Source organism: Thalassospira sp. CH_XMU1448-2 (genome assembly GCF_037027285.1).
GTDB lineage: Bacteria > Pseudomonadota > Alphaproteobacteria > Rhodospirillales > Thalassospiraceae > Thalassospira > Thalassospira profundimaris_C.
The window spans coordinates 422,131-444,357 of sequence record NZ_JAYMEA010000002.1; the positions used below are offsets into that span (position 1 = coordinate 422,131).

The following is a 22,227-nucleotide window of genomic DNA, read 5'->3' on the forward strand; positions in this document are numbered from 1 at the left end:
GGACGCGTCAATTCTTTGCGCTATGCCGATACTTCAAACACCAGATGAATGCATATTGTGACCTCGCCTGATTTACGACATCCCGACAAAACACCGCGCATGATCGCGGCCGAGATCTACCGTGGTTCAAGTTATGGTCCCAAACATCCATTGGCGATCCCGCGTGTTTCGCTGGTGGTGGATATGGTACATGCGCTGGGCTGGGTGGATGAAGACACCTATCTGACCGGTCCGGTCGCAACCGCCGATCAGTTATCGCGCTTTCATGACCGCGAATATGTTGATGCCGTGATGCAGGCTGAACGCGATCAATCCCTTCCCGAAGAGATGATGGTGCGCTTTGGCCTGGGCAAGAATGGCAATCCGATCTATCCGGAAATTTTCCGGCGTCCGGCAACTGCCGCCGGATCATCGATCATGGCTGCCCAGCTGATTGCTGATGGTGGCATCATCCATCATCCGGCAGGCGGAACCCATCACGGATTGCGCGACCGGGCATCGGGATTTTGTTACTTCAACGACCCGGTTCTGGGGATTTATGCGCTTCTCGATTCGGGGCTTGATCGGGTCCTTTATGTCGATATTGACGCCCATCACGGCGACGGAGTGCAATATGCCTTTGCTGATGATGACCGGGTCCTGACCGTCTCGATGCATCAGGAAGATTTATGGCCAAAGACCGGGCCGATTGATGATATCGCCGGGGGCATGGCGCGCAATCTTCCGATGCCCGGTGGCATGCATGATGACGAGATGCGCTTTGTGCTGCACGAATATTTGATTCCTCTTGCATTAAGTTTTGCGCCACAAGCTATTGTTTTGCAATGCGGATGTGATACTCTTGCCGAAGATCCACTCTCAAGGCAGCTTTTGGGCAATCAGTCGATCTGGGAAGTCGTGGCGGCGATGACCAGACTGGCCCCAAGAAGTCTTGTTCTTGGAGGCGGAGGATATAGTCCATACGGGGTTGCACGCTGTTGGTCCGGGGTCTGGGCGACCGTTAACGAGATCGAAATACCACCTGTGCTACCCATCACAGCGGAAAATATCCTGCGTGTCATAAAATGGTCGCATAGCCGTGGCAGACAGCCGGCCGATGAGTTGTTTACAACCTTGGCTGATCCATGGCGGGGTGGCGCAATCCGGGGCGAGGTCCGGGAACGCGTCAAAAGACTAAGAGGGTATGGGGTATGAAGTCGTTCATTCAGATGACTTTGGTGGTGTGCTTTATCAGCGCAGCGGTGGTTGCCGGGCTTAATGCCAAGGCGACAGGATTTGAACGATCGCGCATTCTGGTCGATGGCGAAGTTTATAATGTTGAAATGGCCGTCACACCCGAAGAACGATCACGCGGTTTGATGTTCCGCACCGAAATGGCAAATGATGCAGGCATGCTGTTTGATTTCGGTGGCGCGCGCGACATTTCAATGTGGATGAAAAACACCTTTATCTCGCTTGATATGCTGTTCATCGATGGCAGCGGCACGATTGTCGGCATTGAAAAACGCACAGTGCCGCAATCGGAAACCATCATCCCGTCGCCCAAGCCGGTGCGCTTCGTGCTTGAGCTCAATGGTGGTACAGCCGACAGGATGGGCTTTGAGGTCGGTGAAAAGGTCGAGGGCCTGCCGCGCTAGGTCCGGTTTTCCGGTGCTTTCCGAGATTAAAGAACAATCAGCAATAGCAAGGCCGCGGACGATATCTGCGGCCTTTGGTTTTTGTGCAACTTTTTCGGCAAAAAAGCACAATGCGGTCTTGCCCACCCGGCAGGATGGTGCTAAATCCACATCCGCGTCGGGGAGTAGCGCAGTCTGGTAGCGTACCTGCTTTGGGAGCAGGGGGTCGCGAGTTCGAATCTCGCCTTCCCGACCATTTCCCCTTTTGTTGTTCGACGGTGATCCATCAGGATTTCCAATTCGCGATAAAAGGTGTAAAAGATGAAGTATTGGCAGGGGTTAGAGAGACCCGTCAAACTGCCATCACCATCTTATCCCGACGGTCAAGACGAGGGTCCCGATGAAGGTCCGTGTTTACAAACCTGCCAAAAACGCCATGCAGTCCGGTCAGGCTGCGACCAAGCACTGGGTCATGGAATTTGAACCGGGTGCGAAAAAGGTTGCTGATCAGCTGATGGGCTGGATCGGTTCGACCGATACCCGTGGCCAGGTTCGCATGTATTTCGAAACCCTTGAAGAAGCCCAGGCCTTTGCTGTGAAGCACAAGCTGATCGCCGATATCGAGCAGCCCAAGCCGCGCAAGGTCCAGATCAAGTCCTATGCCGATAACTTCGCTTTCAAGCGCGTTGTCTGACACAGGCTGGCTGTCAGCCGCTTTTGACCGATACCATCGGGGCGGGCATCCGCCCCGTTTCGTCTGACAGGGGACGTTAAATCCTGAACACATATCGGGCAGGCGACCAATGCCATGCCTCGGGGTCAGCAAACCACCCCACCCAGCGGTCCCTTAGCTCAACTGGATAGAGCAACAGACTTCTAATCTGTAGGTTGCAGGTTCGAGTCCTGCAGGGATCGCCATTTTTATATTCTCACATCATCACAATAGGCGGGCGAGTTTTCTAATCTGTCCGTCAAGGTCTCTAATAACCTTGTCTATGTGCCATATGGTTGGGTTTGTGCTCCCGATTAGGTGGCCGTGAACGGTGAGATGCATAAACGATAATTGGCTGGTGATCATAGCCCGCCTTTCATCGATGCCCCGCACCATACCATTTTCCGCAAAATAGATGTTTTCGAAATTGGAGATTTCCGTGCTTGCGGACTGGTAGGCCTTCAATGGTAATCCACTGACATGACGGTTAAGACCAACACGGTTGATTAGCGAGATGACAGTGCGGAAATCGAGCGTAATTTGTTTAACGGTATCTTGAATGGTCAGCATGTCGTTAACCAGTTCGTCGATTTCCTGTGGTTTGTTTTGTTGGGCAAGCGCGACATAATGCTCTTGCACCGGTGAAATGTCGTCACCCTGCTCAATTAATCGACAAATTTCGAGGGCGTCTCCCAGTTCTTTCGATATTGCCTTGTGTTTGTTTTTGGCACCGTGGATCAGAGTGCGAAGTTCGACAAGCTCCTTCCGGCAGGTATCGATTGTTCGACGTTGCTGATTTGTGTCCTGCCATTTGACCGCCGTCAGCGCAAGATAACCACCGCCAAGGCCAAGTAGTCCGGCTACAATAGTTTCCCACTGAAAGCTCAGCCATTGACGGCAAAAACCGTTGGATATTGGGCTACATGCATTGTCAATGCTCATAAACATAGCTGGTAGACCGATAATCGCTGCAACTGCGATTGGCCATTTAGGCCAGTTTTCCCTAGTCCAAGTCACTGTATTTCTGCCAAGTTGAAAAATGGCATTGATCATGCCCCGTGGATTGCGGGTTGGTCAAAAGAAATAGGAGGGTAGGTGATTTCTAGGAACTATTGCTTGGTGAGGGGAATATGCTCGAGTGCTAGCCGGGTTATCGCGCTGAGAAATACCGACCCGGACGATGATTCAGTGCGATGATAAGGTTGAGAATGACAGCGCCCAGGATCGAGAGCAGGACCTTGTCAAAGGGCAGGGTCAGGAAGGCGATGACGAGGATCACCATATCAACGGCAAGCTGGAAGTAACCAGCCCGAATGCCGAAATGTTCCTGAAGATAAAGTGCGAGGATATTGATCCCGCCAAGGCCTGCACGGTGGCGAAACAGCATGAGCAAGCCGATGCCCATCAGCGCGCCGCCAGCAATCGCGGCATAGACCGGATTAAGCATCTGGAAATCAACCATCATCGGGGTGAGCTTTGAAAAGCCTGATACCAGACCGACCGCGATAAAGGTTTTGACTGTAAATGCCACACCCATGCGCTTGAAGGCCAGCCAGTAGAAGGGCAGGTTGATCACAAAGAAGATCAGACCAAATGAAAGCCCCGTGGCATGTTCAATCAAAAGCGCCGCACCGGCCGTGCTGCCGGTGACCAGAACGCTTTCACTATAAAGCGTCACCCCAAGCGACACCACCATTGTACCCAGCAGCAAAGCCAGCACGTCTTCGTAAAGGCGATGGGAAATATCGTCTTTTTTTGACGGTGCCTGTGCGGTATCAGTCGTGCCGCTGTCAGGTGCGGAGGCGTCGGCGGATACAGTTGTGGATGCGTTGGTTTCGGCCATTTCGGACAACAGTCTTTTGTCTGATGAATAGGACCAGATTACGCCTTTCGCACGTGCGAAACAAGTTGGTGGAAAAGGGCAGGCCTAATTCGCCCGTTTTTGACAGGGCCGGGTTCCTGCACGCAAAAGACCGGCCTGATAAAGGCCGGTCTTGGTAAAATCATGCGTGAAAATATAAGTTGCGGTGGTCGCGATGGGGCAGAAATCAGGCGGCTTCGTCCCATTTCGGGGCAAAGGACGGGTCAATCAGGCGGCCATCGGGTTTGGATAGTTCATTGATTGCTGCCATATCGGCATCTGACAATTCAAAATCAAAGATGTTGAAATTGGCCGCCGCATTTTTCGGCGAACCCGATTTCGGGATAGCCATCACGCTGTCTTGCTGCATCAACCAGCGCAGCGTGACCTGAATGCCGGACTTGCCGTATTTGGCACCGATTTCCTTAAGGACCGGATCATGCAGAACAGTGCCGCGCGCAATCGGGCAATAGGCGGTCAGAAGCATGTCATGGCCGCGCAGGCTTTCAAGCACCTTCGACTGGTCAAGATAGGGGTGATATTCGACCTGATTGACGGTGAGCGGTATGGCGCTTTGCGCGACGGCCTTTTCAATAAGGGCAGTCGGGAAGTTTGAAATCCCGATCAGGCGCGTCATGCCAAGGTTCTTGACCTCGTTCAGAGCGGCCAGCGTTTCGGCAAGCGGCACTTCATCGGTCGGCCAGTGCAAAAGCAGAAGGTCAACATGGTCAAGATCAAGCTTGCGAAGGCTTTCGACAACCGAGGTCTGCAAATCACCGCTCTGGAACTTGTCGTACCAGACCTTGGTGGTCAGGAAATAGTCGTCACGTGCCAGTCCCGAAGCCTTAAGGCCGTGACCAACGCCTTCTTCGTTGTGATACATCTGGGCTGTATCGAAGTGGCGATAGCCGATCTTGGCGGCCTCGGTTACCATTTTGGCCGCATCATCATTATTAAGCTCGTAGGTCCCAAACCCGAGGGCCGGAATTTCAATACCCTGCCAGTTCCGGTAGATCATGATGTTTTACCCCCTCTGTGTAGTTTGTTGTGATTTTGGCTGCTGTCACTGCCATGTGCAAATGACGATCAGGTGTCAATGTGGCCGATATGCGCCAGATTTAGTGCAGTGCCACAAATTCGCAACCTGTACGGTTGGATGAGATGTGCTGTTCAATGGGGAAGGACGCCCGGGCAATGTCTTTGTGTCAAAAGAGCTTTTGCCAAAGAAAAAGGGCGACCGGGTATGTCGGGTCGCCCGAAGTTCAGGACTTAGAGTGAGGCTGTATCAAGCCAAGAACAAACTTGCACCAGATCGCAGACGATATCCTTGATTTGCCTCAAGCCGTCGAAAATTAGGCCGGTTTTCCATCTTCTCCGGTTTCACTGACCGCAGCATTAAGGTGATAGAGGGAATCCCGGATGACCTGCGGGCCAAGATCCTTGGTGATGAAGACGATCTTTGAGCGATGATCGTCACTTGGCCATGCCGGAAGCGATGCCGGCGGATGGAAAATGTGCTGAACCGCGTGAATGGCGACCGGGGCGTCTTCGCCAACAAGGTTGAGAATGCCTTTGACGCGCAAAAGGCTTTCACCGCGCATCTGGGTAAAAATCTCGGCCCAGGTGACAAAGGCATCCCAATGCAGCGGTTCGTCAAAGGTGATGCAGAATGACCGGATATGATCGTCATGGCGGTTTACGTCATGGGCGTGGCCGTGATGGTGGTGTTCATTGTGATGATCGTGGTCATGATCATGACTGTGTGCATGCTCATGCGGATCATCGCCATGATGGTCATAGGCCTCGTCACGCAGCCATTTCCGGACATCCATGCTTTTGGTCGCCGGATCATACAGCCCGGCATTGAACAGCTTTGATACCGCGATATCGCCATTCACCACCGGATAGATCGGGGCGGCGGGATTAAGGGCGCGCAGGCGGTCAGAAAGAGCATCTCGGGTAGCCTCATTGGCCAGATCGGACTTGGTCATCAGGATGCGGTCAGCAACAGCAGCCTGTTTGACACTTTCAGGATGCTGGTCAAGCTGCCCTGATCCATGGATGGCATCGACCGTGGTGACCACGCTATCAAGGCGAAACTTGGTGGTGAGCAACGGATCGGTCATCAGGGTATGAAGGATCGGTGCCGGGTCGGCAAGGCCGGTGGTTTCAATGATCACCCGGTCAAAGGCGGGGATTTCGCCGCGCGTGCGTTTGACAAACAGATCGCGCAGACCTGAAATCAGATCGCCGCGTACCGAACAGCAAATGCAGCCTGAATTCAGCAACACCACATCTTCGGACACTTCGCGCACCAGAAGATGATCCAGCCCGATTTCGCCAAATTCATTGATCAGGACAGCCGTGCTTTCCATGCCGTCCTGAGTCAGAAGGCCGTTAAGAAGCGTGGTCTTGCCACTGCCCAGAAAGCCGGTAATGACCGTGGTTGCGATGCGTTCAAACTGTTCGTCGGAAATGGCCATGTCGTTTGTATCTTACTTCTTGCCGTAGAGTTCATCGACGGAGACTTCCGGTTCGGAAATCACGACTTCCTGTCCATCGCGGGCGGCGAAATAGAAACAGTTGCGCCGTCCGGTGTGGCAGGCAACGCCAAGCTGATCAACCTGCACCAGAATGGTGTCCTGATCGCAGTCATAGCGGAAATCGACAAGTTTCTGTACCTGGCCGGAGCTTTCACCCTTGCGCCAGAGTTTCCCGCGTGAGCGCGAGAAATAGCAGACCCGACCGGTTTCAAGCGTTTCAAGCACCGCGTCACGGTTCATCCAGGCCATCATCAGAACCTCGCCACTGTCATGCTGCTGGGCGATTGCCGGGATCAGGCCGTTTTCGTTGAATTTAAGCTTGTCGGCAATCTGTTGATTGGCAGCCGTCATGGGGTGCTCCGGTCGATGATGGTTGACTTTTTACGTTCGGCACGTCAGAAAATGATATATTATAACATTTCATCAGATGCCATGGCTTTTTGGGAATGATTGGGATCATAGTCAAAAAGCCATCGAGACGAGTTATCCAGATATGAGCGATCTTTTCCCGAAAAAGGGCCACGATCACGATAGATGTGTGCATAGCGCACTTGCGCAGGCAGAGAAAGTCTGTGACGCGGAAAATGCGCGCTTTACCGATATGCGCCGCAAGGTCTTTACCCTGATCTGGCAATCGCACAAGGCGGTGACAGCCTATGAACTGCTTGACGCGCTGACTGCCGAAGGGCAGCGCGTGCAACCGCCAACGGTTTATCGCGCACTGGAATTTCTGACCGAGCTTGGTCTGGTGCATCGTATTGAATCGCTGAATGCCTATTTCGGCTGTGACCGGCCTGACTGCGAACATCTGGGACAATATTTTATCTGTACCGATTGCGGCAGGGTTGCCGAAGCCGTGAACGAGGAAATGAGCAACGCAGTGCGCAAGGCCGCAATCGGTGTCGGCTTTACCATTCAGGCGACCACGGTCGAGATCAAGGGGCTGTGCCATGACTGCGCCACTCATTGAGGGGCGGGGACTTACCCTGTCATTTGGCAGTGAACGGGTTCTGGATCAGGTATCGCTTTCGATCCGGGCTGGTGAAATCATTACCCTGATCGGGCCGAACGGTGCGGGTAAGTCAACGCTGGTCAAAACCCTGTTGGGTTTGCAAAAGCCTGATAGCGGCGAAGTAATCCGCAAGCCGGGTCTTCGGGTTGGCTATGTTCCGCAAAAGCTTGCGATTGATCAGGTGTTGCCGCTGACCGTGAAGCGGTTTCTGACCCTGACGCGATCAGCAACACGCAACCATTGCGAAAAGGTCCTGACACAGGTCGGGGCGTCGCACGTTATTGATGCCCAGATGAGCAGCCTTTCGGGTGGCGAGGCACAGCGCGTGATGCTTGCGCGGACATTGTTGCTGCGCCCCGAGTTGCTCGTCCTTGATGAACCGACACAGGGCGTGGATGTCAGCGGGCAGGCCGAACTTTACCGGTTGATTGATGAAATCCGCCATGAGCTTGATTGCGCGGTTCTGATGATCTCGCATGATTTGCATCTGGTGATGGCCAAGACCGATCAGGTGGTGTGTTTCAATCGTCATGTCTGTTGTTCGGGTATCCCCGAAACCGTGCGTCAGCATCCGGAATACCGTTCGCTGTTTGGCGTGCGCGAGGCGGATGCGATTGGCATCTATACCCACGAACATGATCATGAACATGATCTTTCGGGCCATGTGGTTGGCGGATGCGGTCATGACCATTCCCATGATCATCACAACCATAATCACGGCCATAACCATGGGCACGGGCATTCTCATGCCCCTCATAACCATGCAGATGCACCCATCCGACAAGAGGCAGACACAGCAAAATGATCGATGATTTTCTTGTGCGCGCCATTGTTGGTGGCGTGTTGCTGGCCTGCATCTGCGGTCCGTTCGGGGCTTTTATCGTCTGGCGGCGGATGGCGTTTTTTGGCGATATGCTGGCCCATTCCGCCTTGCTTGGCGTTGCTCTTGGTCTTCTGATCGGGGTGGACGTGCGGTTGGGCATGATTGCGACCTGTCTTGCCAGTGCCTTGATCCTGGCCTTTGGGCAGCGGCAATCAAAGATCGGCAGTGACACGGTTCTGGGCATGCTGGCCCATTCGACCCTGGCACTTGGCATGGTTGCTCTTGCCTTCGTACAGGGTGTCGCGGTTGATATCATGGCCTATCTGTTTGGTGATATTCTTGCCATCACCATGGGCGATATCTGGCTGATGCTGGGTGGGGGTGTCGTTGCAATTGGTGGCCTGATCTGGATGTGGCGACCGCTGCTTGCCCTGACGGTCAGTCCGGAAATTGCCGCTGCCGAAAGTATCCCGGTCGAACGTCTGCGTCTGATTTTCATGTTGCTGATGGCGCTTGTGATCGGTCTTGCGATCAAGATTGTCGGTGTTCTTCTGATCACGGCACTTTTGATCGTGCCGGCCGCCAGTGCACGGTTCTTTGCCAAAACGCCGGAACAGATGGCCATCGGGGCCGCATTGTTCGGGGCAGCATCGGTTCTGACAGGCATTGCCCTGTCATGGCATGTCGATACGCCAGCCGGGCCAAGCATCGTGATCTCGGCAGCGGGATTGTTTGTGATCAGTTCAATCGTGATGATGGGATTGCGTCGGCGCTGATCTGATCAATATCGGGTAACGGCCAACCCAATTAACGTTCAAGTTCGGAGATCATGATATTGGCCTGACGCAGGCGACTTGCGAAAATCCGGTTGAGGTTCAGCAGCAATCGGGTGGCGATATCCTGATCCTCCTTCTGCAAGGTTGCGAAGTCTGTGCGGTCAAGTGACAGGCAAAGGGCATCGCTTGCCGCAACGATCGTGGCCGATCTGGGGGCACCATCCAAAAGGGCAACCTCACCAAAAAGTGTACCTTCGGTAATGGTGTTGATGCGTTTCTGACGACCAGTGTCAGGAACATTGATCACGACATCCATGTGCCCGAATACCAGAAAATAGGCCTGACGGGATGTATCCCCCTGATCAAAGACGATATCGCCTTTCTTGAAACGTTGTCTTTGGGCCTTGTGGCCAAGGATGGTGATCTGGTCACGCGTCATGCCCTTAAGAAGCAGGCTGTTGGCGAATACGTTGCGAACGCCTTTTTGCGGCACGTCGCCAAAACGTTGCAGCAAAAGGTCTTCGCAATGTCCAAGGGCAGCATCGGTTTCGGCATAGAAGTTCTTTTTCCCGATGGCACCGACAACACCGTTGGCGTCCAGGTTTAACCAGATCCAGCGTGGTGTCGGTGTGCGTTCAAGTTTCCTTCTGGATATCTCAGGCGAAGGTTCGCCTTGTGCGGGTTTCCGTTTTTTGGCGGGCTGTCGGCGTTCAGGTTGAACATAGCTTAGATAAAGCTGTTTTCCGCCTTCATTGCATTGTTGGTTAATGGCGCGAAGAGTTGCCGCGCCGGTGCTGTCGATCGATGTGACATGGCGGAAATCAAGGATCAGATAATCAATCCCGGTTTCAAGCATATGGCTGACCATATTGCGCAAACGCGAACAAGACCCGAAAAACAGAGCTCCCTGAAGCTCGATCACGGCAATGCGATGGCCTTCTTTTTCAAGGCATTCAATCAGGGCGACCTTGCGTTGACGGTGGGCATGGACGCGAGAACCAAGATATGTGCGCCGGACCGGGTTCTTGCTCATGCCCAGAACGAACAAAATCACCGAAACCAGAACGCCAACGCAAACCGCAGTTGCCAGATCAAACAGAACGGCAATGGCAACAACGAACAGGCTGATCAAAACGTCGCCGATCACGACCCGTGGATAGGGAAGTTTGCCGGTGACAAGTTTCGCTATCTTGCCAATGGTTGGTTGATCAACCGCCTGGATGGCGATGGCGATCACCATGCCCGCCGTTGCCCAGATCGGAAGGGCTGCGACCAGCGGTGCAAAAATCAAAAGGCTTATGGCCAGGGCAAGGCTGCTTGCCCAGTTGGCAATACGGGATTTTGCCCCGGCATCAAGGATGGCGACCGATCTGCTCATGGTGCCCGATCCCGGCAAAAAACCGAAAAAGCCCATTACGATATTCAAGATGCCATGCAGGCGCAGTTCGGCGTTCACGTCATTATGCTGGGTGGTTCGGGCATCAATAGCCCGGCTTGAAATCACCGTATCAAATGATGAAAGCAGGCCGATTGTCAGGGCACTGGTAATGGCGATATCGATATTGGCACCAAGATCATCCCAGATTGGAGGTGTTTCGATCAGGATCGGCATATGCCATATCTCGGAAAACTCAATCGCGCCGATCAAAGGCGCATTTGCCAGCGGAAGCAGCGATATGCCGATGTAATAGACTGCCGTGCCGCCGACCAATCCGACAATGGCGGCGGGGACAAACCGGATGGTCCGTGCGGCAATGAACTGAATGGCAATGGTCGTCAGGCTGACGGCAAGGGCAAAGTAAAGAATGCTGTCGGCACCGATGGTTGCGATATCGGGGGTAAGGCTGCCAAGGGCGGTCGGGATGGAGCTGATCATTACCAGAAGTGCCGAGGCATTTACAAATCCCGATAAAACCGGATCGGGAATATAGGATGCGGCATTTCCCAACCGAAACAATCCGGCGATCAACTGAAAAACACCGGCCCCCAGAACGGCGACAAACGCAATCAGGATGGCATCGCTTTCGGTGCTGCCACGGGTAATCGCGATCTGGATCGCCGAGGCAAGAACAAGGGCGGTTACTGCCCGCGGGCCTGACACCAGAAACGGATTAACGCCAAATAATCCGCTCACAAGACCGAACAGAATGGCACTTCCGATGCTGGCGCTGATGCCAAAAGATGCCCATTCCGGACCAAGCGGGTAAAATGCGACAAGGCCATAAGCAACGGCTTGCGGAAGGGTTGCGAGCATTCCGACACAGGCGGCCCCGATATCAAAATGGGCCGTGCTTAAACGGTTTTGCCGCTTGGATTTAGTCATAAAATACCCCGGTGGAATGCCTTCACCATCATGCAAAGATGTATCTGCATCAAGTTGATGCGATACAAAGCATGTTGCAGATCACCCATGTTGCGGGCCTGTGAAAAGCGTGGCAGCTATTGGCTGCCATTCCCTGATTATCTGTTTGATTTGATTGTTTATGCGATAAACACGCAATTACGTTTTCAGATGTGCCACTTTTACACGAATTAATCCAGTCGCGACTTGGCGAATGTACCAAAACAACAAAAGCGATGCGGAATAATCGGCATCGCTTTTGAAACTGGTTTTCAATTGTCGAGATCAGACGGCTTTTAATCGTGCGAACCCGGCATCAAGATCGGCAATCAAATCATCCGGGTCTTCAAGACCGATATGAAGACGGATAAGTTGGCCTTCCTCGTCCCATTTCGTCGCCGTGCGGATGCCTTTCGGATCTGATGGCAGGATCAAGCTTTCGAACCCGCCCCAGCTAAAGCCCATGCCAAACAGTTCCATGTTGTCGACCATATTGGCGAGCTGAGCCTTTTCGACCGGCTCCATCACAAAGGAAAACAGGCCGCAGGCACCGGTGAAATCACGTTTCCAGATCGCATGGCCCGGATCATCGGGCAGGGCCGGGTGCAGCACACGTTTGACTTCGCTGCGCGTTTGCAGCCAGTTGGCGACCTTAAGGCCGCTTTCATGATGCTGTTTCAGGCGCACGCCAAGAGTGCGAAGACCACGTTGTGCGAGATAGCAATCATCAGGACCAATCGCATCGCCCGAAATGATGATCTGTTTCTTGATAGTCAGAAGGTCTTCTTCGGTCGCGGTCGTGATCGTGCCCATCATGACGTCGGAATGACCGACGATATATTTGGTGCCAGCCTGAACCGAGACATCAACACCAAGTTCAAACGGACGGCACAGGATCGGGGATGCCCAGGTGTTATCGAGCAGAACCTTGACGTCACGCGCATGAGCTGCTGCGGCAATTGCGGGGATATCCTGCATCTCAAACGTCAGGGAACCGGGGCTTTCACACCAGACAAGAACGGTATTGTCGCGGATAAGACCGGCAATATCACCACCGATGGCCGGATCGTAATATTCGGTTTCAACACCAAACTTCCTAAGGAAGCTGTTGCACAGATTGCGAGTCGGGTAATAGGTGCTGTCGGTGACCAGAATATGATCGCCCGGCTTTACAAAAGCCAGGATCGTGTTGGTGATTGCCGCAACGCCCGATGATACGCAAAGCGTGCCAAAGCCGCCTTCAAGTTCAGCCACGGCTTCTTCCAGCAGGAAGCGGGTCGGGGTGCCATGACGCCCATAGGTGACCTTGCCCGGTGCAGATGCACCAGCCTTTTCAAGTTCGGCAAGACTGTCAAACAGGATGGTCGATGCGTGCAAAACCGGTGGATTGACCACACCATGATACTGGCTCGACCGGCGACCGGCATGAACCAGTTGGGTTGCCGTCTTTTTGGGGCTGTTGGCAGACATTGGTGGTGCTTCTCCTTGATGGGCGAATTCGGGGCGTGGCGTCATTTTTGTTATGACTAAGTCAAACCATCTTGGGCGGCTGCCATCAAGGATTTTTGCGCAAAAGTCATTGTGAAATCAGTGATCCGGGTTATTTCTGGATGTCTGACCAATTGGTCGCCACCACAAACCCGATAAAAAGAACATCCAGTTCCCAAGGAGGCCCCGTGATCGAAATTCAGGATTTCCGCGCTGCGCGTCGTGCCATTTCCGACCATATGCGTCTGACGCCAGTTTATGCCGCAAGCAACTTTGCCGATAACATGGCCTTTGGCAGTGCGAAGCGCATTCCGGAACTTTTCCTGAAACTTGAAAACATGCAGGTCACCGGATCGTTCAAGGCACGCGGGGCGATGAATGCAGCCCTTGCCCTTGATGACGCAAAACGATCCATGGGGCTGTGCACCGCATCGGGTGGCAATCATGGCATGGGGGTTATCCATGCCGCGCGCACCCTTGGTGTGCCGGTTAAAATCTTTTTGCCGACCAATACGCCCAAGCCCAAAATCGAAAAGCTGCGCGCGCAAGGTGTTGATGTAGCCCTGATCGGGGCTGTGTGGGATGACGCCAACCGTGCGGCCATGGATCATGCACGGGAAAGCGGCATGGCCTATATCCATCCTTTTGCCGATCCCAGGGTGATTGCAGGCCAGGGCACCATTGCGCTGGAGCTTCTGGAACAGCAGCCCGATCTTGATACGCTTGTGGTGGCGATTGGTGGTGGCGGTCTGATTTCCGGTGTCGCGACCGCGGCCCGGTTGTTGCGCCCGTCCATTCGGGTGATAGGGGTTGAACCGACCGGGGCTGCGACCCTGTTTGAAAGCCTAAAGGCAAATGAAGTCGTGACCCTGCCAAGTGTGAATACGGCCGCGACCAGTCTGGCCCCGCGTCAGTCATCGGCCCTTAATGTCGATCTGATCGGCAAGAATGTTGATCGCATCGCATTGGTCAGTGACGAGGAAATGCAAAAAGCCGCAAACTGGCTTTGGAAGGATCTTGGCATTGCTGTCGAACTTTCTGCTGCAGCCGGGATTGCTGCAATCATGACAGATCGTCTGGGTGTGAATGATCCGGGCCGGGTTGGTGTGATCATTTGCGGCACCGGGACCGACGGGATCAAGTAAAGCCCAAAGGACAGACGGGCAGGGAGTTTCCTTGTCCGTTTCTGTTTGTAGCCCGTTTTGTTCGGGCTTTGGGCAAATAAAAAGGGATGGAACCATTGGGCTCCATCCCTTTTTAAACCAGACGCCATCTGAAATCAGATAGCGTGGAATTTTGTAGCGTCGCAAACCGCCAAAGAGCCAAAGCTCTCCGGGACGGAATTACATCTTCGGCTCGACCACCTGACGACCACGGTACATACCGGTGTTCGGGTCAATGTGGTGCGGGCGATGCAGTTCGCCGGTCTCTTTGTCTTCGCGGTACGAGCCCTTGGCGAGCTTGTCATGCGAGCGACGCATGCCCTGACGGGACTTGGTCACTTTTTTCTTTGGCACTGCCATGGGTCATCATCCTCTGGCTTGGGTAAACTCAGGCGCGCTTGTTACCTTGCGCGGTCGGGAAAGTCAACGACCAAAGTGCCAGAATCTGCATTATTTGCATTTTCCGGCCTACTTTCGGCATCAGGCGCGTCACCACCAGATTGTCCACCACGATCAACATGATGATCAATATGCGGGATCAGCCCAACATCGCGCGGATCGTCGATAATGTCCGTTCGCTGGTCGTATACAACAAAGCCTGCCTTTTGGTAAGCCCCCAATGCACTTGGATGGTCCAAAGTGCAGGTATTTACCGTAACCCGCGCGGGCTTTAGGCTCCAGGCGGTATCAATCGCCCAGTTCAGCAGATATTTGCCATATCCCTTGCCGATGAATTCCGGGATCAGCCCCATATAATGCAGGTCAATGGTGCGGTCTTTTTCAAGTCCGGTCAGATCAAGTTCGCAATAGCCCGCAGGGACACCCGCGACATAAAGCACATAGACATGTGTTTCGGGGGTGGAAATCAGCGGAGCAAGTTCTTCGTCGCTCATCAGGCGGCGTTGCCACCAAAGCCATGGCTCCCCGACGGTATTATATAAGTAGCGATAAAAAGACAGGGTGGGGTCTTCGGCACGGATGATAGCGACCTTGCCCGGCGGAATGATTGCCGGTGCACGGTCGGGCGGGCTTTGCATTTCCAGAAAGCTGACAACAACTTCCAGCTTGCGCGGATTGGATGGGCTCATTGGTCTAAACTCTTGCGCATGATTGTATTTTGACGGCAGACAGGTGTTGGCTGTGTGGGGGCACCGTCAATCAAGTCATAGCCGAGTTTGGCGTAAAAATCACCCGCTGTGGCATTTTCAATCGTGACCCGGATTTCGGATAGGCCGATGGCGCGCAGGATATCTTCGGCCAGCGTGACCAGTTCACGACCCAGTCCCGAATTCTGTATGTCCGGGGCAATCGCCAGATAATGAATCCAGCCATGAAAATTGTCATGGCCGGTCATCATGGTGGCGATGATCTGATGGTTTTGGGGATGGCGGGCAATAATCAGGCTGCCATGGGCGGAATTAACACAGTTTTCGATATCCTGCCTGGCATCGCGAATTGCCGGGATCAATCCGGTTGCAATCCAAAGGGTGGTGATGGCCGCAATATCGTCACTGGTCGGGGATTTAAGCTGTTCAAGAATAATGCCTGCTCCGTCGCGGGCTGTTTCAGGAATATTCAGACCAGATTGCGACGGTGCAGGCATGTGAAACTCTTGAACTTTTCGAGATGTCGGGCGGTCCTGATCAGGCAGGACCAGTATCAACCGGGCTGTCTTCGGTTGTGGCCCACTGCGCCCAGGACCCGTCAAAGACGGCAACCTGTTTGTGGCCGGCGATATAGGCGCCCATGGCGAGCACGCAGGCCGTAACACCCGACCCGCAGGTTGCAACAACCGGCTTGTCCAGATTGACGCCAGCCTGTTCAAACGCGCCCTTGATTTCCTCTGGCCCCTTGAAGGTGCCATCGGCATTCAACAGCACATTGAAAGGCAGGTTGTAGGAACTCGGAACGTGGCCCGATTTACCCCATGGATCGGCAACTTCGCCACGGAAACGTTCGCCAGCACGGGCATCGACAAGTTGTTCGCGCTTGGTCTTGACGTTTGACATCACCTGATCAATCTCGCGCAGCAGGAAGCTGTTGGCGCGCGCAGTGAAATGGCGTTCGCGTGGCGGGGTCGGTGTGTCGGTAACCGGGCGGTTTTCGGCAAGCCATTTGGGCAAGCCGCCATCAAGCACAACCACGTCATTATGACCGAAGTGACGCAGCATCCACCATGCGCGGCAGGCGGCAAGAGCCGATCCCGTCTGACCATAAACAACAATGCGTACGCCATCCCCAAGGCCAAGTTTGCGTACCTTGGCCGAAAACTTGATCGCGTCGGGCATCATGTGCGGCAGCGGGGCGCTGTCGTCAGCGGCAATTTCATCAATGTCAAAAAACACCGCGCCGGGAATGTGCTGCGCATCGTAGATCTCGCGGGCATTTTTATTGTCAGCTGGCATGTACCAGCTTGCATCCACGACGCGGACATCCGGTGCGTCGAGGTGATCCGCCAGCCACTGGGTTGTGACCAGGGCATCGGAAAGTGGGTCAGTCATGGACAAGCTCCGATTAGCAATGTGGGTATTGCACGACCCCGGTTGATCCCGGGATCATTATATTGTGTGGTCCTGATGGTCTTATATGACTTCTTGTTGTTCAAATTTGTAATGGTACTTGCGGAAACTGGCAACCGGCAGTCATGTCGGCAGCCCTGATTTCCGGTGTTTTGATGCCGGAATGCAGTGCTTTGGCCGTCTGGTGTACCAATCCTATTGGGCGAATACGATATTGATCCGTCGGTTCTGACGGCCTTTTTTCTCGATCTTGGCAACGCTCACCGGGCCGATTTCACCTGTTTTGCGTACATGGGTACCGCCGCAGGGTTGGAAATCGATCCCCTCGATCGTCACGGTCCGGATCGAATTGCCATCCATGGGTGGCTGTACTGACATGGTGCGCACAAGTTCCGGATTGGCTTTAAGTTCGGCGATGCTGATTTCGCCATCATAAACATCGGCGTCACGTGCAATCAGTTCATTGAGTTTTTCAGTGATCTCGTCCTTGTCCAAAGCGATATCAGGCAGGTTGAAATCAAGGCGCGCCTTGTGTGCGGCAATGTTGCCGCCGGTCACGTCGCCCTCGATGACCGCGCAAAGAAGATGCAGGCAGGTGTGAAAGCGCATCAGTTTGTGCCGGTTGTCCCAGTCAAGTTCGGCTGTGATTGCATCGCCAACCGCCGGAAGAGGGTGGTCATCGGCGATAATATGAAGAATTCGGCCGGTTTCGCGATCCTTGACGGTGGTGGCAACAGGAAGAACAGTGCCGGACGCGGTTTTGAGGATGCCAATATCCCCGGTCTGACCGCCAGCGGTGGCGTAGAAGACAGTCTGATCAAGCTCGATACCGCGTTCTGAAACGCTTTTCACGGTCGCATCGCAGCTTTGGGCATAGGCGTCTTCGCGAAACAAAAGGCGTGTCATGATTGTTTATCCTTCCCTGATGGTGGCTTCAGATTTGCGCGACCTGTGATAGGCGGGGCGGCTGCGCATGTTCTTCACCGGAAATGAACATCTGTCATCTTCACGGGTGTTTTGTTCATGGTGTGGTGGTCGCGTCCTGATTGTCGAGGGTAAAATTGTCGGGCGACAATACTATGAATGTATGTTTGTATACGTGAATCGGAAAATGATGTTGAATATCGTACAATATGTATGGTATTGGGTTGTGCAAATCAGGAGAAGCAGCAACCTTGGCAGCAATAATTCACGTCAAACTGACCGGCGAGGGGGATTTTGGCCCGGTGGATCTCGAATGCGCGATCCCGCCAGCACGCTTGCCTGTGGTTATGGCTGCCTTGTTCGGACAGCCAGTGCAGGCGCCTGTTGCGCAAGTAACACCATCCGGCTTGACTGGAAATGCCGCACGGTCGACGACACTCCGCGCCGCACAAGCAGGCGACAGCGCGATAGCGCGGCCTCACACCCCGAACAGACAACAGAGTATAGATCGACATACAGACGATATACCGGGGGGCGTGCCCGTTCATGCAGACGAGGGTGCATATGGGGCTGAACTTGCTGGAACTTCACCGCAAACAGACTATCCACAGGCGGCATTTTCTGCCATCGAACCGGGCGCCTTCATTACCAGTTTCATGGGGTCGCTTGGTGATCTGGTCGCGCGAATACAGCCGCGCGGTTTTGCCGAAACCATCCTGATTGCGGCGATCTGGCTGCATTACCGGGATGGACGGGGCTTCGTGACGCGTGATGACGTCCGCCGTGTTCTGCGTCGCCAGGAACATCTGCGGATGCCGCGCAATTTTAGCCGTGATTTTCATGTTGCCGTCTCACGCGGCTATCTTGACGCCGTCGAAAATGAAGATGGTTACGTCGTGTCACAGCTTGGCTATCAGTGGTTCCAATCCGAATGTCGAAATTGATACATAATGTCGAAAAACATGTTGACTATATGTATGTGTAATGTATCGTTTTTGCATTGGGACAAATAAAAAACGGGTGGGACCAACAATGCGTGAATGGGAAGTCAGAACAAGCTGTCGTGTATGGCGCGGGCGGTATGTGATCCGTGGGGATGTGGATCGCATTGCCAATGACATTGTCGAACTTCAACAAAACCGGTTTCCGGGTCTGGAAACCAGCAAGGTATCGCTTCGCGTGGTTACCATGGCCGTTATGTCGGTTCTGGCCGAAGAATGTTGCGAAGACGGGGTTACAGCAGCCGAACTTTCATTTCTTCTGACCACCTGTCTTGGCATGCCGATCTCGCCGAGCCGCATCGAAAAGGAAATGGCCGGGCTTTCCGGGCTGGTCTGGACAGGGGAATGGGGCGGCGAAACCCTTTATGTCATGGAAAAGAGAGGCCTGCGTTTCTTTGAAACGGCACGTGATCTTGCCCTGACCGAGCAGGGGAATATCAGTCAGGATGATCAGGCTGCGGTTATGGCGCTGGAAAGTGCCGAAGAGGCGGCGGGCAAGCCCATGATCAGTGCAACCATGATCAATAATCCGGCCCTGCATGCACGTTATCGCGTTGTCAGCTGATCATTAGAAACCGGTCTTGTGACAAACACCTGCCATCGTCTGGCGGGTGTTTTCGTTTTGGGATCAGGGGGCGCGTAAAGGGATGGTGATGCAAACAGTCTTGACTGATCATGAAATGCGCCATATGCATTTGGGCATGGAAAACGTATTTGCACAGTTCAACTCGTATTATCCGCTGCACACATAGTGCGGCGCCTGTTGATGTGTTTGTAAATTAAACCAAGACCGGCTGCCCCAGGGCGGCCTTTGTTTTTTCCATAAACCGGTTTGCCCGAGGTGGTCCCACCATCAAGGAAAACCGAAATGACAATATCCCAACCTGTTGATCACCCGACAACGCCGCAAAATGCCAGTGAAGTGACGGCAAACGGATTTGAATCCGATGCGTTGCTGGCCCTGCATGCACGCGGTTTTATCCATCAATGTACCTCCTTTGCGGGGCTGGATCGTATTCTTGCCAGTGAAGAAGCCGTGCCGGTCTACATCGGATTTGATGCCACGGCTGATAGCCTGCATGTGGGCCATCTGTTGCCGATCATGACACTGCGCTGGTTGCAGCGCCACGGGCACAAGCCGATTGTTCTGGTCGGTGGCGGGACGACGCGCATCGGGGATCCCAGTTTTCGCTCGGAAGCGCGTCCGATCCTGACTGATGAACAGATCACCGCCAATATCAATGGCATTCGCAAGGTGTTTGGTCGTTTCCTGCGTTTTGGCGATGGCCCAACCGATGCGGTTCTGGTCAATAACGCCGACTGGCTTGACCAGTTGGGCTATGTCGATCTTTTGCGTGATATCGGGCGACACTTTTCGGTCAACCGGATGCTGTCATTTGATTCCGTGAAATCACGTCTGGAACGTCAGGAAAGCCTCAGCTTCCTTGAATTCAACTACATGATCTTGCAGGCCTTTGATTTTCTGGAGCTGTCGCGGCGCTTTGGATGCCGCGCGCAGATGGGCGGGGGCGATCAATGGGCCAACATCATCAATGGTGTCGATCTTGTGCGCCGGGTCGATGGTAATGAAGTGTTCGGGATGACAGCACCGCTTCTGACAACGTCATCGGGTGTGAAGATGGGCAAAACGGCGGCAGGGGCGGTGTGGCTGAATGCCGACCGGCTGAGTACCTTTGATTACTGGCAGTTCTGGCGCAATTGCGAGGATGGTGATGTTGGGCGTTTCCTGCGTCTGTTCACCGATCTTCCGTTGCTTGATATCGAACAGCTTGAACAATTGTCCGGTGCCGACATCAATGACGCCAAGGTTGTTCTGGCCGATGAAGCCACAAGGCTTGCCCATGGCGAGTTTGAACTTGAAGCTGCCAAATCAGCCGCCGATGGCATCTTTGGTGCCAACGGTGATCTCAGTGGTTTGCCGACACTCGAATTCACTGCTCATGCGCTACAAGACGGGATCGGGATCCTTGCCCTGATTGTCATGGCCGGATTTGCCAAAACCAATAGCGAAGCCCGCCGTCTGGTCGAAGCGGGCGCGGTGCGCATTGATGACAAGCAAATCACCGACCCGGAACATCATGTACTGCATTACGCATTTGATGATTGGGAGTTGCTGCAGCTTTCAGTTGGCAAAAAGCGTCATGCCGCGATCAAGCGTGTCGGCTAAGGGCATGGCAGCTCGATATCTGACGGGCAGATGTCAGAACAGCGACATCTGCCCGTCCGCGCTGGGCCGCTTGAAGCCGCTGCAATCAAGATCCATTGACCGGCCGGTCAGGTTATATTTCTTGCGTGCCAGTTTGAAACGATGGGCGATCATTTCGGCAATCGGACCGGTGCCGCGCATACGGTTACCAAATTCCGACTGATAGCGTTCGCCACCGCGCATCTGGCGGATGAGTGACATAACCTTGTCCTTGCGCTCGGGATAGTGTGCCTCCAGCCATTCTTCGAACAGATCGGCAATTTCGAGCGGCAGGCGCAGGACAATGTGGCTGATCGAGCAGGCCCCGGCATCGGCACAGGCTGCCACGATGTTTTCAATCTCCATATCATTCAGGCCCGGGATGATCGGGGCGGCAAGCACAGTGACCGGAATCCCTGCGTCTGAAAGCTTGCGGATGGCATCAAGCCTGCGATGTGGCGCAGAGGCACGCGGTTCCAGAAGATTGGAAAGTCTGTGATCAAGGCTCGTGACTGAAACGGCAACCGATGCGCGATTGCGCGCCGCCATCGGGGCAATAAGATCAATGTCGCGGGTCACCAGCGCACTTTTGGTGATGATCGAAAATGGATGCTGGCAATCTGTCAGAACCTTGATGATGTCGCGGGTCAGTTTCTTGTCACGGTCGACCGGTTGATAGGGATCGGTGCTGGTGCCGATCACGATCGGAGCAGGGTTGTAGGCCTTGCTTGAAAGTTGTTTGCGTAACAGGGATGCGGCTTCCGGTTTCCAGAACAGGCGGGTTTCAAAATCAAGCCCCGGTGACAGGCCCAGATAGGCGTGGGTGGGTCTGGCAAAGCAATAGATGCAGCCATGCTCACACCCGCGATAGGGATTGATCGACCGGTCAAAGGGAACATCCGGGCTTTGGTTTCTGGTGATGACGCTGCGTGCGCCATCAATGCCAAGGGTGGTTTTGATGCGCGGCGGGGCATCTTCCATTAATTGCCCGAGCCATCCATCATCAACCGCCTGATGGATGTGACGTTCAAATCGACCGTCAATATTCGAAACAGCCCCGCGCCCTTTTTGACCGCGGGCGGGCAAGATGTTCAGATCACATTTCGCGTTTGACCATCCATCATCAAAAATGACAGCGCGGGCGTGGGCATGGGGTTGGCTGATATTGTTCTTCATGCGCTCACAATAAAGAACAAAAGAAGAACATTCAAGCCGAAGCCGATATGTCCAGATTTTTATAGC

23 protein-coding genes and 2 tRNA genes are annotated in these 22,227 nt (G+C 53.9%); 12 read left to right on the top strand and 13 right to left on the bottom strand.

Going from position 1 to position 22,227, the window contains the following annotated elements; translation table 11 throughout:
- Positions 1–57 precede the first annotated feature (57 nt).
- The 5 genes from WA318_RS09295 (at position 58) to WA318_RS09315 (ending at position 2,534) form a co-directional block, all read left to right on the top strand.
- Entirely contained in the window at positions 58–1,194 is a 1,137-nt protein-coding gene (locus WA318_RS09295) for an acetoin utilization protein AcuC (RefSeq protein WP_336080684.1), read from the top strand.
- A complete protein-coding gene (locus WA318_RS09300; RefSeq protein ID WP_336080685.1) occupies positions 1,191–1,637 on the top strand; it encodes a DUF192 domain-containing protein in 447 nt (148 codons plus the stop codon). Before WA318_RS09295 ends, WA318_RS09300 begins: the two co-directional genes overlap by 4 nt.
- A 158-nt stretch (positions 1,638–1,795) precedes the next feature.
- Positions 1,796–1,872 (top strand) — tRNA-Pro (locus WA318_RS09305).
- Between the two features lie 144 nt (positions 1,873–2,016).
- The gene (locus tag WA318_RS09310; RefSeq protein WP_114097603.1) at positions 2,017–2,310 is read left to right on the top strand and encodes an ETC complex I subunit; all 294 of its coding nucleotides are present in this window, start codon (positions 2,017–2,019) and stop codon (positions 2,308–2,310) included.
- 147 nt (positions 2,311–2,457) lie between these two features.
- A tRNA-Arg gene (locus WA318_RS09315) sits at positions 2,458–2,534 on the top strand.
- Positions 2,535–2,553: 19 nt separating this feature from the next.
- Here the strand turns inward: WA318_RS09315 and WA318_RS09320 are convergent.
- From WA318_RS09320 to hisI, 5 genes are all read right to left on the bottom strand, one after another.
- The gene (locus WA318_RS09320) at positions 2,554–3,381 is read right to left on the bottom strand and encodes a hypothetical protein (RefSeq protein WP_336080686.1); all 828 of its coding nucleotides are present in this window, start codon (positions 3,379–3,381) and stop codon (positions 2,554–2,556) included.
- Positions 3,382–3,478: 97 nt separating this feature from the next.
- Positions 3,479–4,171 (bottom strand): YitT family protein, encoded by a 693-nt coding sequence (locus WA318_RS09325; RefSeq protein WP_336080687.1) that lies wholly within the window; start codon positions 4,169–4,171, stop codon positions 3,479–3,481.
- A 205-nt stretch (positions 4,172–4,376) separates the two neighbouring features.
- Positions 4,377–5,207: an aldo/keto reductase gene (locus WA318_RS09330; RefSeq protein WP_336080688.1), complete on the bottom strand. Its 831-nt coding sequence runs from the start codon at positions 5,205–5,207 to the stop codon at positions 4,377–4,379.
- Positions 5,208–5,541: 334 nt separating this feature from the next.
- Positions 5,542–6,672 (bottom strand): CobW family GTP-binding protein, encoded by a 1,131-nt coding sequence (locus tag WA318_RS09335; protein WP_336080689.1) that lies wholly within the window; start codon positions 6,670–6,672, stop codon positions 5,542–5,544.
- A gap of 12 nt (positions 6,673–6,684) precedes the next feature.
- Positions 6,685–7,083 carry a phosphoribosyl-AMP cyclohydrolase gene (gene hisI, locus WA318_RS09340; protein WP_114097607.1) on the bottom strand — a complete coding sequence of 133 codons (399 nt, stop codon included), beginning with the start codon at positions 7,081–7,083 and terminating at the stop codon, positions 6,685–6,687.
- A gap of 142 nt (positions 7,084–7,225) precedes the next feature.
- Here hisI and WA318_RS09345 point away from each other — a divergent pair, with 142 nt between their 5' ends.
- Genes WA318_RS09345 through WA318_RS09355 form a run of 3 tightly spaced genes read left to right on the top strand, consistent with a single transcriptional unit; the run spans position 7,226 to position 9,343 of the window.
- On the top strand, positions 7,226–7,702 hold the full coding sequence (locus WA318_RS09345) for a Fur family transcriptional regulator (protein WP_114097608.1): 477 nt from the start codon (positions 7,226–7,228) through the stop codon (positions 7,700–7,702).
- The gene (gene znuC / locus WA318_RS09350) at positions 7,683–8,549 is read left to right on the top strand and encodes a zinc ABC transporter ATP-binding protein ZnuC (protein ID WP_114097609.1); all 867 of its coding nucleotides are present in this window, start codon (positions 7,683–7,685) and stop codon (positions 8,547–8,549) included. Before WA318_RS09345 ends, znuC begins: the two co-directional genes overlap by 20 nt.
- Entirely contained in the window at positions 8,546–9,343 is a 798-nt protein-coding gene (locus WA318_RS09355) for an iron chelate uptake ABC transporter family permease subunit (protein WP_181850184.1), read from the top strand. The genes znuC and WA318_RS09355 overlap by 4 nt, the downstream gene beginning before the upstream one ends.
- A gap of 31 nt (positions 9,344–9,374) precedes the next feature.
- Here WA318_RS09355 and WA318_RS09360 read toward each other — a convergent pair whose 3' ends face one another.
- Together WA318_RS09360 and metC are read right to left on the bottom strand one after the other, a co-directional pair.
- A complete protein-coding gene (locus WA318_RS09360) occupies positions 9,375–11,666 on the bottom strand; it encodes an SLC26A/SulP transporter family protein (protein WP_336080690.1) in 2,292 nt (763 codons plus the stop codon).
- A 303-nt stretch (positions 11,667–11,969) separates the two neighbouring features.
- Entirely contained in the window at positions 11,970–13,154 is a 1,185-nt protein-coding gene (gene metC / locus WA318_RS09365) for a cystathionine beta-lyase (protein WP_336080691.1), read from the bottom strand.
- 206 nt (positions 13,155–13,360) lie between these two features.
- Between metC and WA318_RS09370 the strand changes: the two genes are divergently transcribed.
- Positions 13,361–14,317 (top strand): threonine ammonia-lyase, encoded by a 957-nt coding sequence (locus WA318_RS09370; RefSeq protein ID WP_336080692.1) that lies wholly within the window; start codon positions 13,361–13,363, stop codon positions 14,315–14,317.
- Positions 14,318–14,515: 198 nt separating this feature from the next.
- Here WA318_RS09370 and rpmF read toward each other — a convergent pair whose 3' ends face one another.
- The 5 genes from rpmF to WA318_RS09395 all read right to left on the bottom strand — a co-directional run bounded on the left by rpmF (position 14,516) and on the right by WA318_RS09395 (position 17,760).
- Positions 14,516–14,695, bottom strand: coding sequence for a 50S ribosomal protein L32 (gene rpmF / locus WA318_RS09375; protein ID WP_007090029.1), 180 nt, complete (start codon positions 14,693–14,695; stop codon positions 14,516–14,518).
- A gap of 41 nt (positions 14,696–14,736) precedes the next feature.
- Positions 14,737–15,423, bottom strand: coding sequence for a GNAT family N-acetyltransferase (locus WA318_RS09380; protein WP_336080693.1), 687 nt, complete (start codon positions 15,421–15,423; stop codon positions 14,737–14,739).
- Entirely contained in the window at positions 15,420–15,938 is a 519-nt protein-coding gene (locus WA318_RS09385) for a GNAT family N-acetyltransferase (RefSeq protein ID WP_336080694.1), read from the bottom strand. The genes WA318_RS09380 and WA318_RS09385 overlap by 4 nt, the downstream gene beginning before the upstream one ends.
- A 40-nt stretch (positions 15,939–15,978) precedes the next feature.
- Positions 15,979–16,836: a sulfurtransferase gene (locus WA318_RS09390; RefSeq protein WP_336080695.1), complete on the bottom strand. Its 858-nt coding sequence runs from the start codon at positions 16,834–16,836 to the stop codon at positions 15,979–15,981.
- A gap of 213 nt (positions 16,837–17,049) precedes the next feature.
- Positions 17,050–17,760, bottom strand: a complete 711-nt coding sequence (locus WA318_RS09395) for an alanyl-tRNA editing protein (protein WP_114097615.1) — start codon at positions 17,758–17,760, stop codon at positions 17,050–17,052.
- A gap of 269 nt (positions 17,761–18,029) precedes the next feature.
- Between WA318_RS09395 and WA318_RS09400 the strand changes: the two genes are divergently transcribed.
- The 3 genes from WA318_RS09400 (at position 18,030) to tyrS (ending at position 20,967) form a co-directional block, all read left to right on the top strand.
- On the top strand, positions 18,030–18,722 hold the full coding sequence (locus tag WA318_RS09400) for a hypothetical protein (protein WP_336080696.1): 693 nt from the start codon (positions 18,030–18,032) through the stop codon (positions 18,720–18,722).
- A gap of 88 nt (positions 18,723–18,810) precedes the next feature.
- The gene (locus WA318_RS09405; protein ID WP_114097617.1) at positions 18,811–19,344 is read left to right on the top strand and encodes a hypothetical protein; all 534 of its coding nucleotides are present in this window, start codon (positions 18,811–18,813) and stop codon (positions 19,342–19,344) included.
- Positions 19,345–19,647: 303 nt separating this feature from the next.
- Positions 19,648–20,967 carry a tyrosine--tRNA ligase gene (tyrS, locus tag WA318_RS09410; RefSeq protein WP_114097618.1) on the top strand — a complete coding sequence of 440 codons (1,320 nt, stop codon included), beginning with the start codon at positions 19,648–19,650 and terminating at the stop codon, positions 20,965–20,967.
- Positions 20,968–21,000: 33 nt separating this feature from the next.
- Here tyrS and WA318_RS09415 read toward each other — a convergent pair whose 3' ends face one another.
- On the bottom strand, positions 21,001–22,161 hold the full coding sequence (locus tag WA318_RS09415; RefSeq protein ID WP_336080697.1) for a PA0069 family radical SAM protein: 1,161 nt from the start codon (positions 22,159–22,161) through the stop codon (positions 21,001–21,003).
- Positions 22,162–22,227 lie beyond the last annotated feature (66 nt).

Coding starts and splice junctions, on each gene's coding strand:
- WA318_RS09345 (WP_114097608.1), top strand. CDS start 7,226: ATGAGCGATCTTTTCCCGAAAAAGGGCCACGATCACGATAGATGTGTG.
- WA318_RS09385 (WP_336080694.1), bottom strand. CDS start 15,938: ATGCCTGCACCGTCGCAATCTGGTCTGAATATTCCTGAAACAGCCCGC.
- WA318_RS09300 (WP_336080685.1), top strand. CDS start 1,191: ATGAAGTCGTTCATTCAGATGACTTTGGTGGTGTGCTTTATCAGCGCA.
- rpmF (WP_007090029.1), bottom strand. CDS start 14,695: ATGGCAGTGCCAAAGAAAAAAGTGACCAAGTCCCGTCAGGGCATGCGT.
- WA318_RS09355 (WP_181850184.1), top strand. CDS start 8,546: ATGATCGATGATTTTCTTGTGCGCGCCATTGTTGGTGGCGTGTTGCTG.
- WA318_RS09405 (WP_114097617.1), top strand. CDS start 18,811: ATGCGTGAATGGGAAGTCAGAACAAGCTGTCGTGTATGGCGCGGGCGG.
- WA318_RS09330 (WP_336080688.1), bottom strand. CDS start 5,207: ATGATCTACCGGAACTGGCAGGGTATTGAAATTCCGGCCCTCGGGTTT.
- tyrS (WP_114097618.1), top strand. CDS start 19,648: ATGACAATATCCCAACCTGTTGATCACCCGACAACGCCGCAAAATGCC.
- WA318_RS09310 (WP_114097603.1), top strand. CDS start 2,017: ATGAAGGTCCGTGTTTACAAACCTGCCAAAAACGCCATGCAGTCCGGT.
- WA318_RS09360 (WP_336080690.1), bottom strand. CDS start 11,666: ATGACTAAATCCAAGCGGCAAAACCGTTTAAGCACGGCCCATTTTGAT.
- WA318_RS09320 (WP_336080686.1), bottom strand. CDS start 3,381: ATGATCAATGCCATTTTTCAACTTGGCAGAAATACAGTGACTTGGACT.
- znuC (WP_114097609.1), top strand. CDS start 7,683: ATGACTGCGCCACTCATTGAGGGGCGGGGACTTACCCTGTCATTTGGC.
- WA318_RS09390 (WP_336080695.1), bottom strand. CDS start 16,836: ATGACTGACCCACTTTCCGATGCCCTGGTCACAACCCAGTGGCTGGCG.
- WA318_RS09335 (WP_336080689.1), bottom strand. CDS start 6,672: ATGGCCATTTCCGACGAACAGTTTGAACGCATCGCAACCACGGTCATT.
- WA318_RS09325 (WP_336080687.1), bottom strand. CDS start 4,171: ATGGCCGAAACCAACGCATCCACAACTGTATCCGCCGACGCCTCCGCA.
- WA318_RS09395 (WP_114097615.1), bottom strand. CDS start 17,760: ATGACACGCCTTTTGTTTCGCGAAGACGCCTATGCCCAAAGCTGCGAT.
- hisI (WP_114097607.1), bottom strand. CDS start 7,083: ATGACGGCTGCCAATCAACAGATTGCCGACAAGCTTAAATTCAACGAA.
- WA318_RS09380 (WP_336080693.1), bottom strand. CDS start 15,423: ATGAGCCCATCCAATCCGCGCAAGCTGGAAGTTGTTGTCAGCTTTCTG.
- WA318_RS09415 (WP_336080697.1), bottom strand. CDS start 22,161: ATGAAGAACAATATCAGCCAACCCCATGCCCACGCCCGCGCTGTCATT.
- metC (WP_336080691.1), bottom strand. CDS start 13,154: ATGTCTGCCAACAGCCCCAAAAAGACGGCAACCCAACTGGTTCATGCC.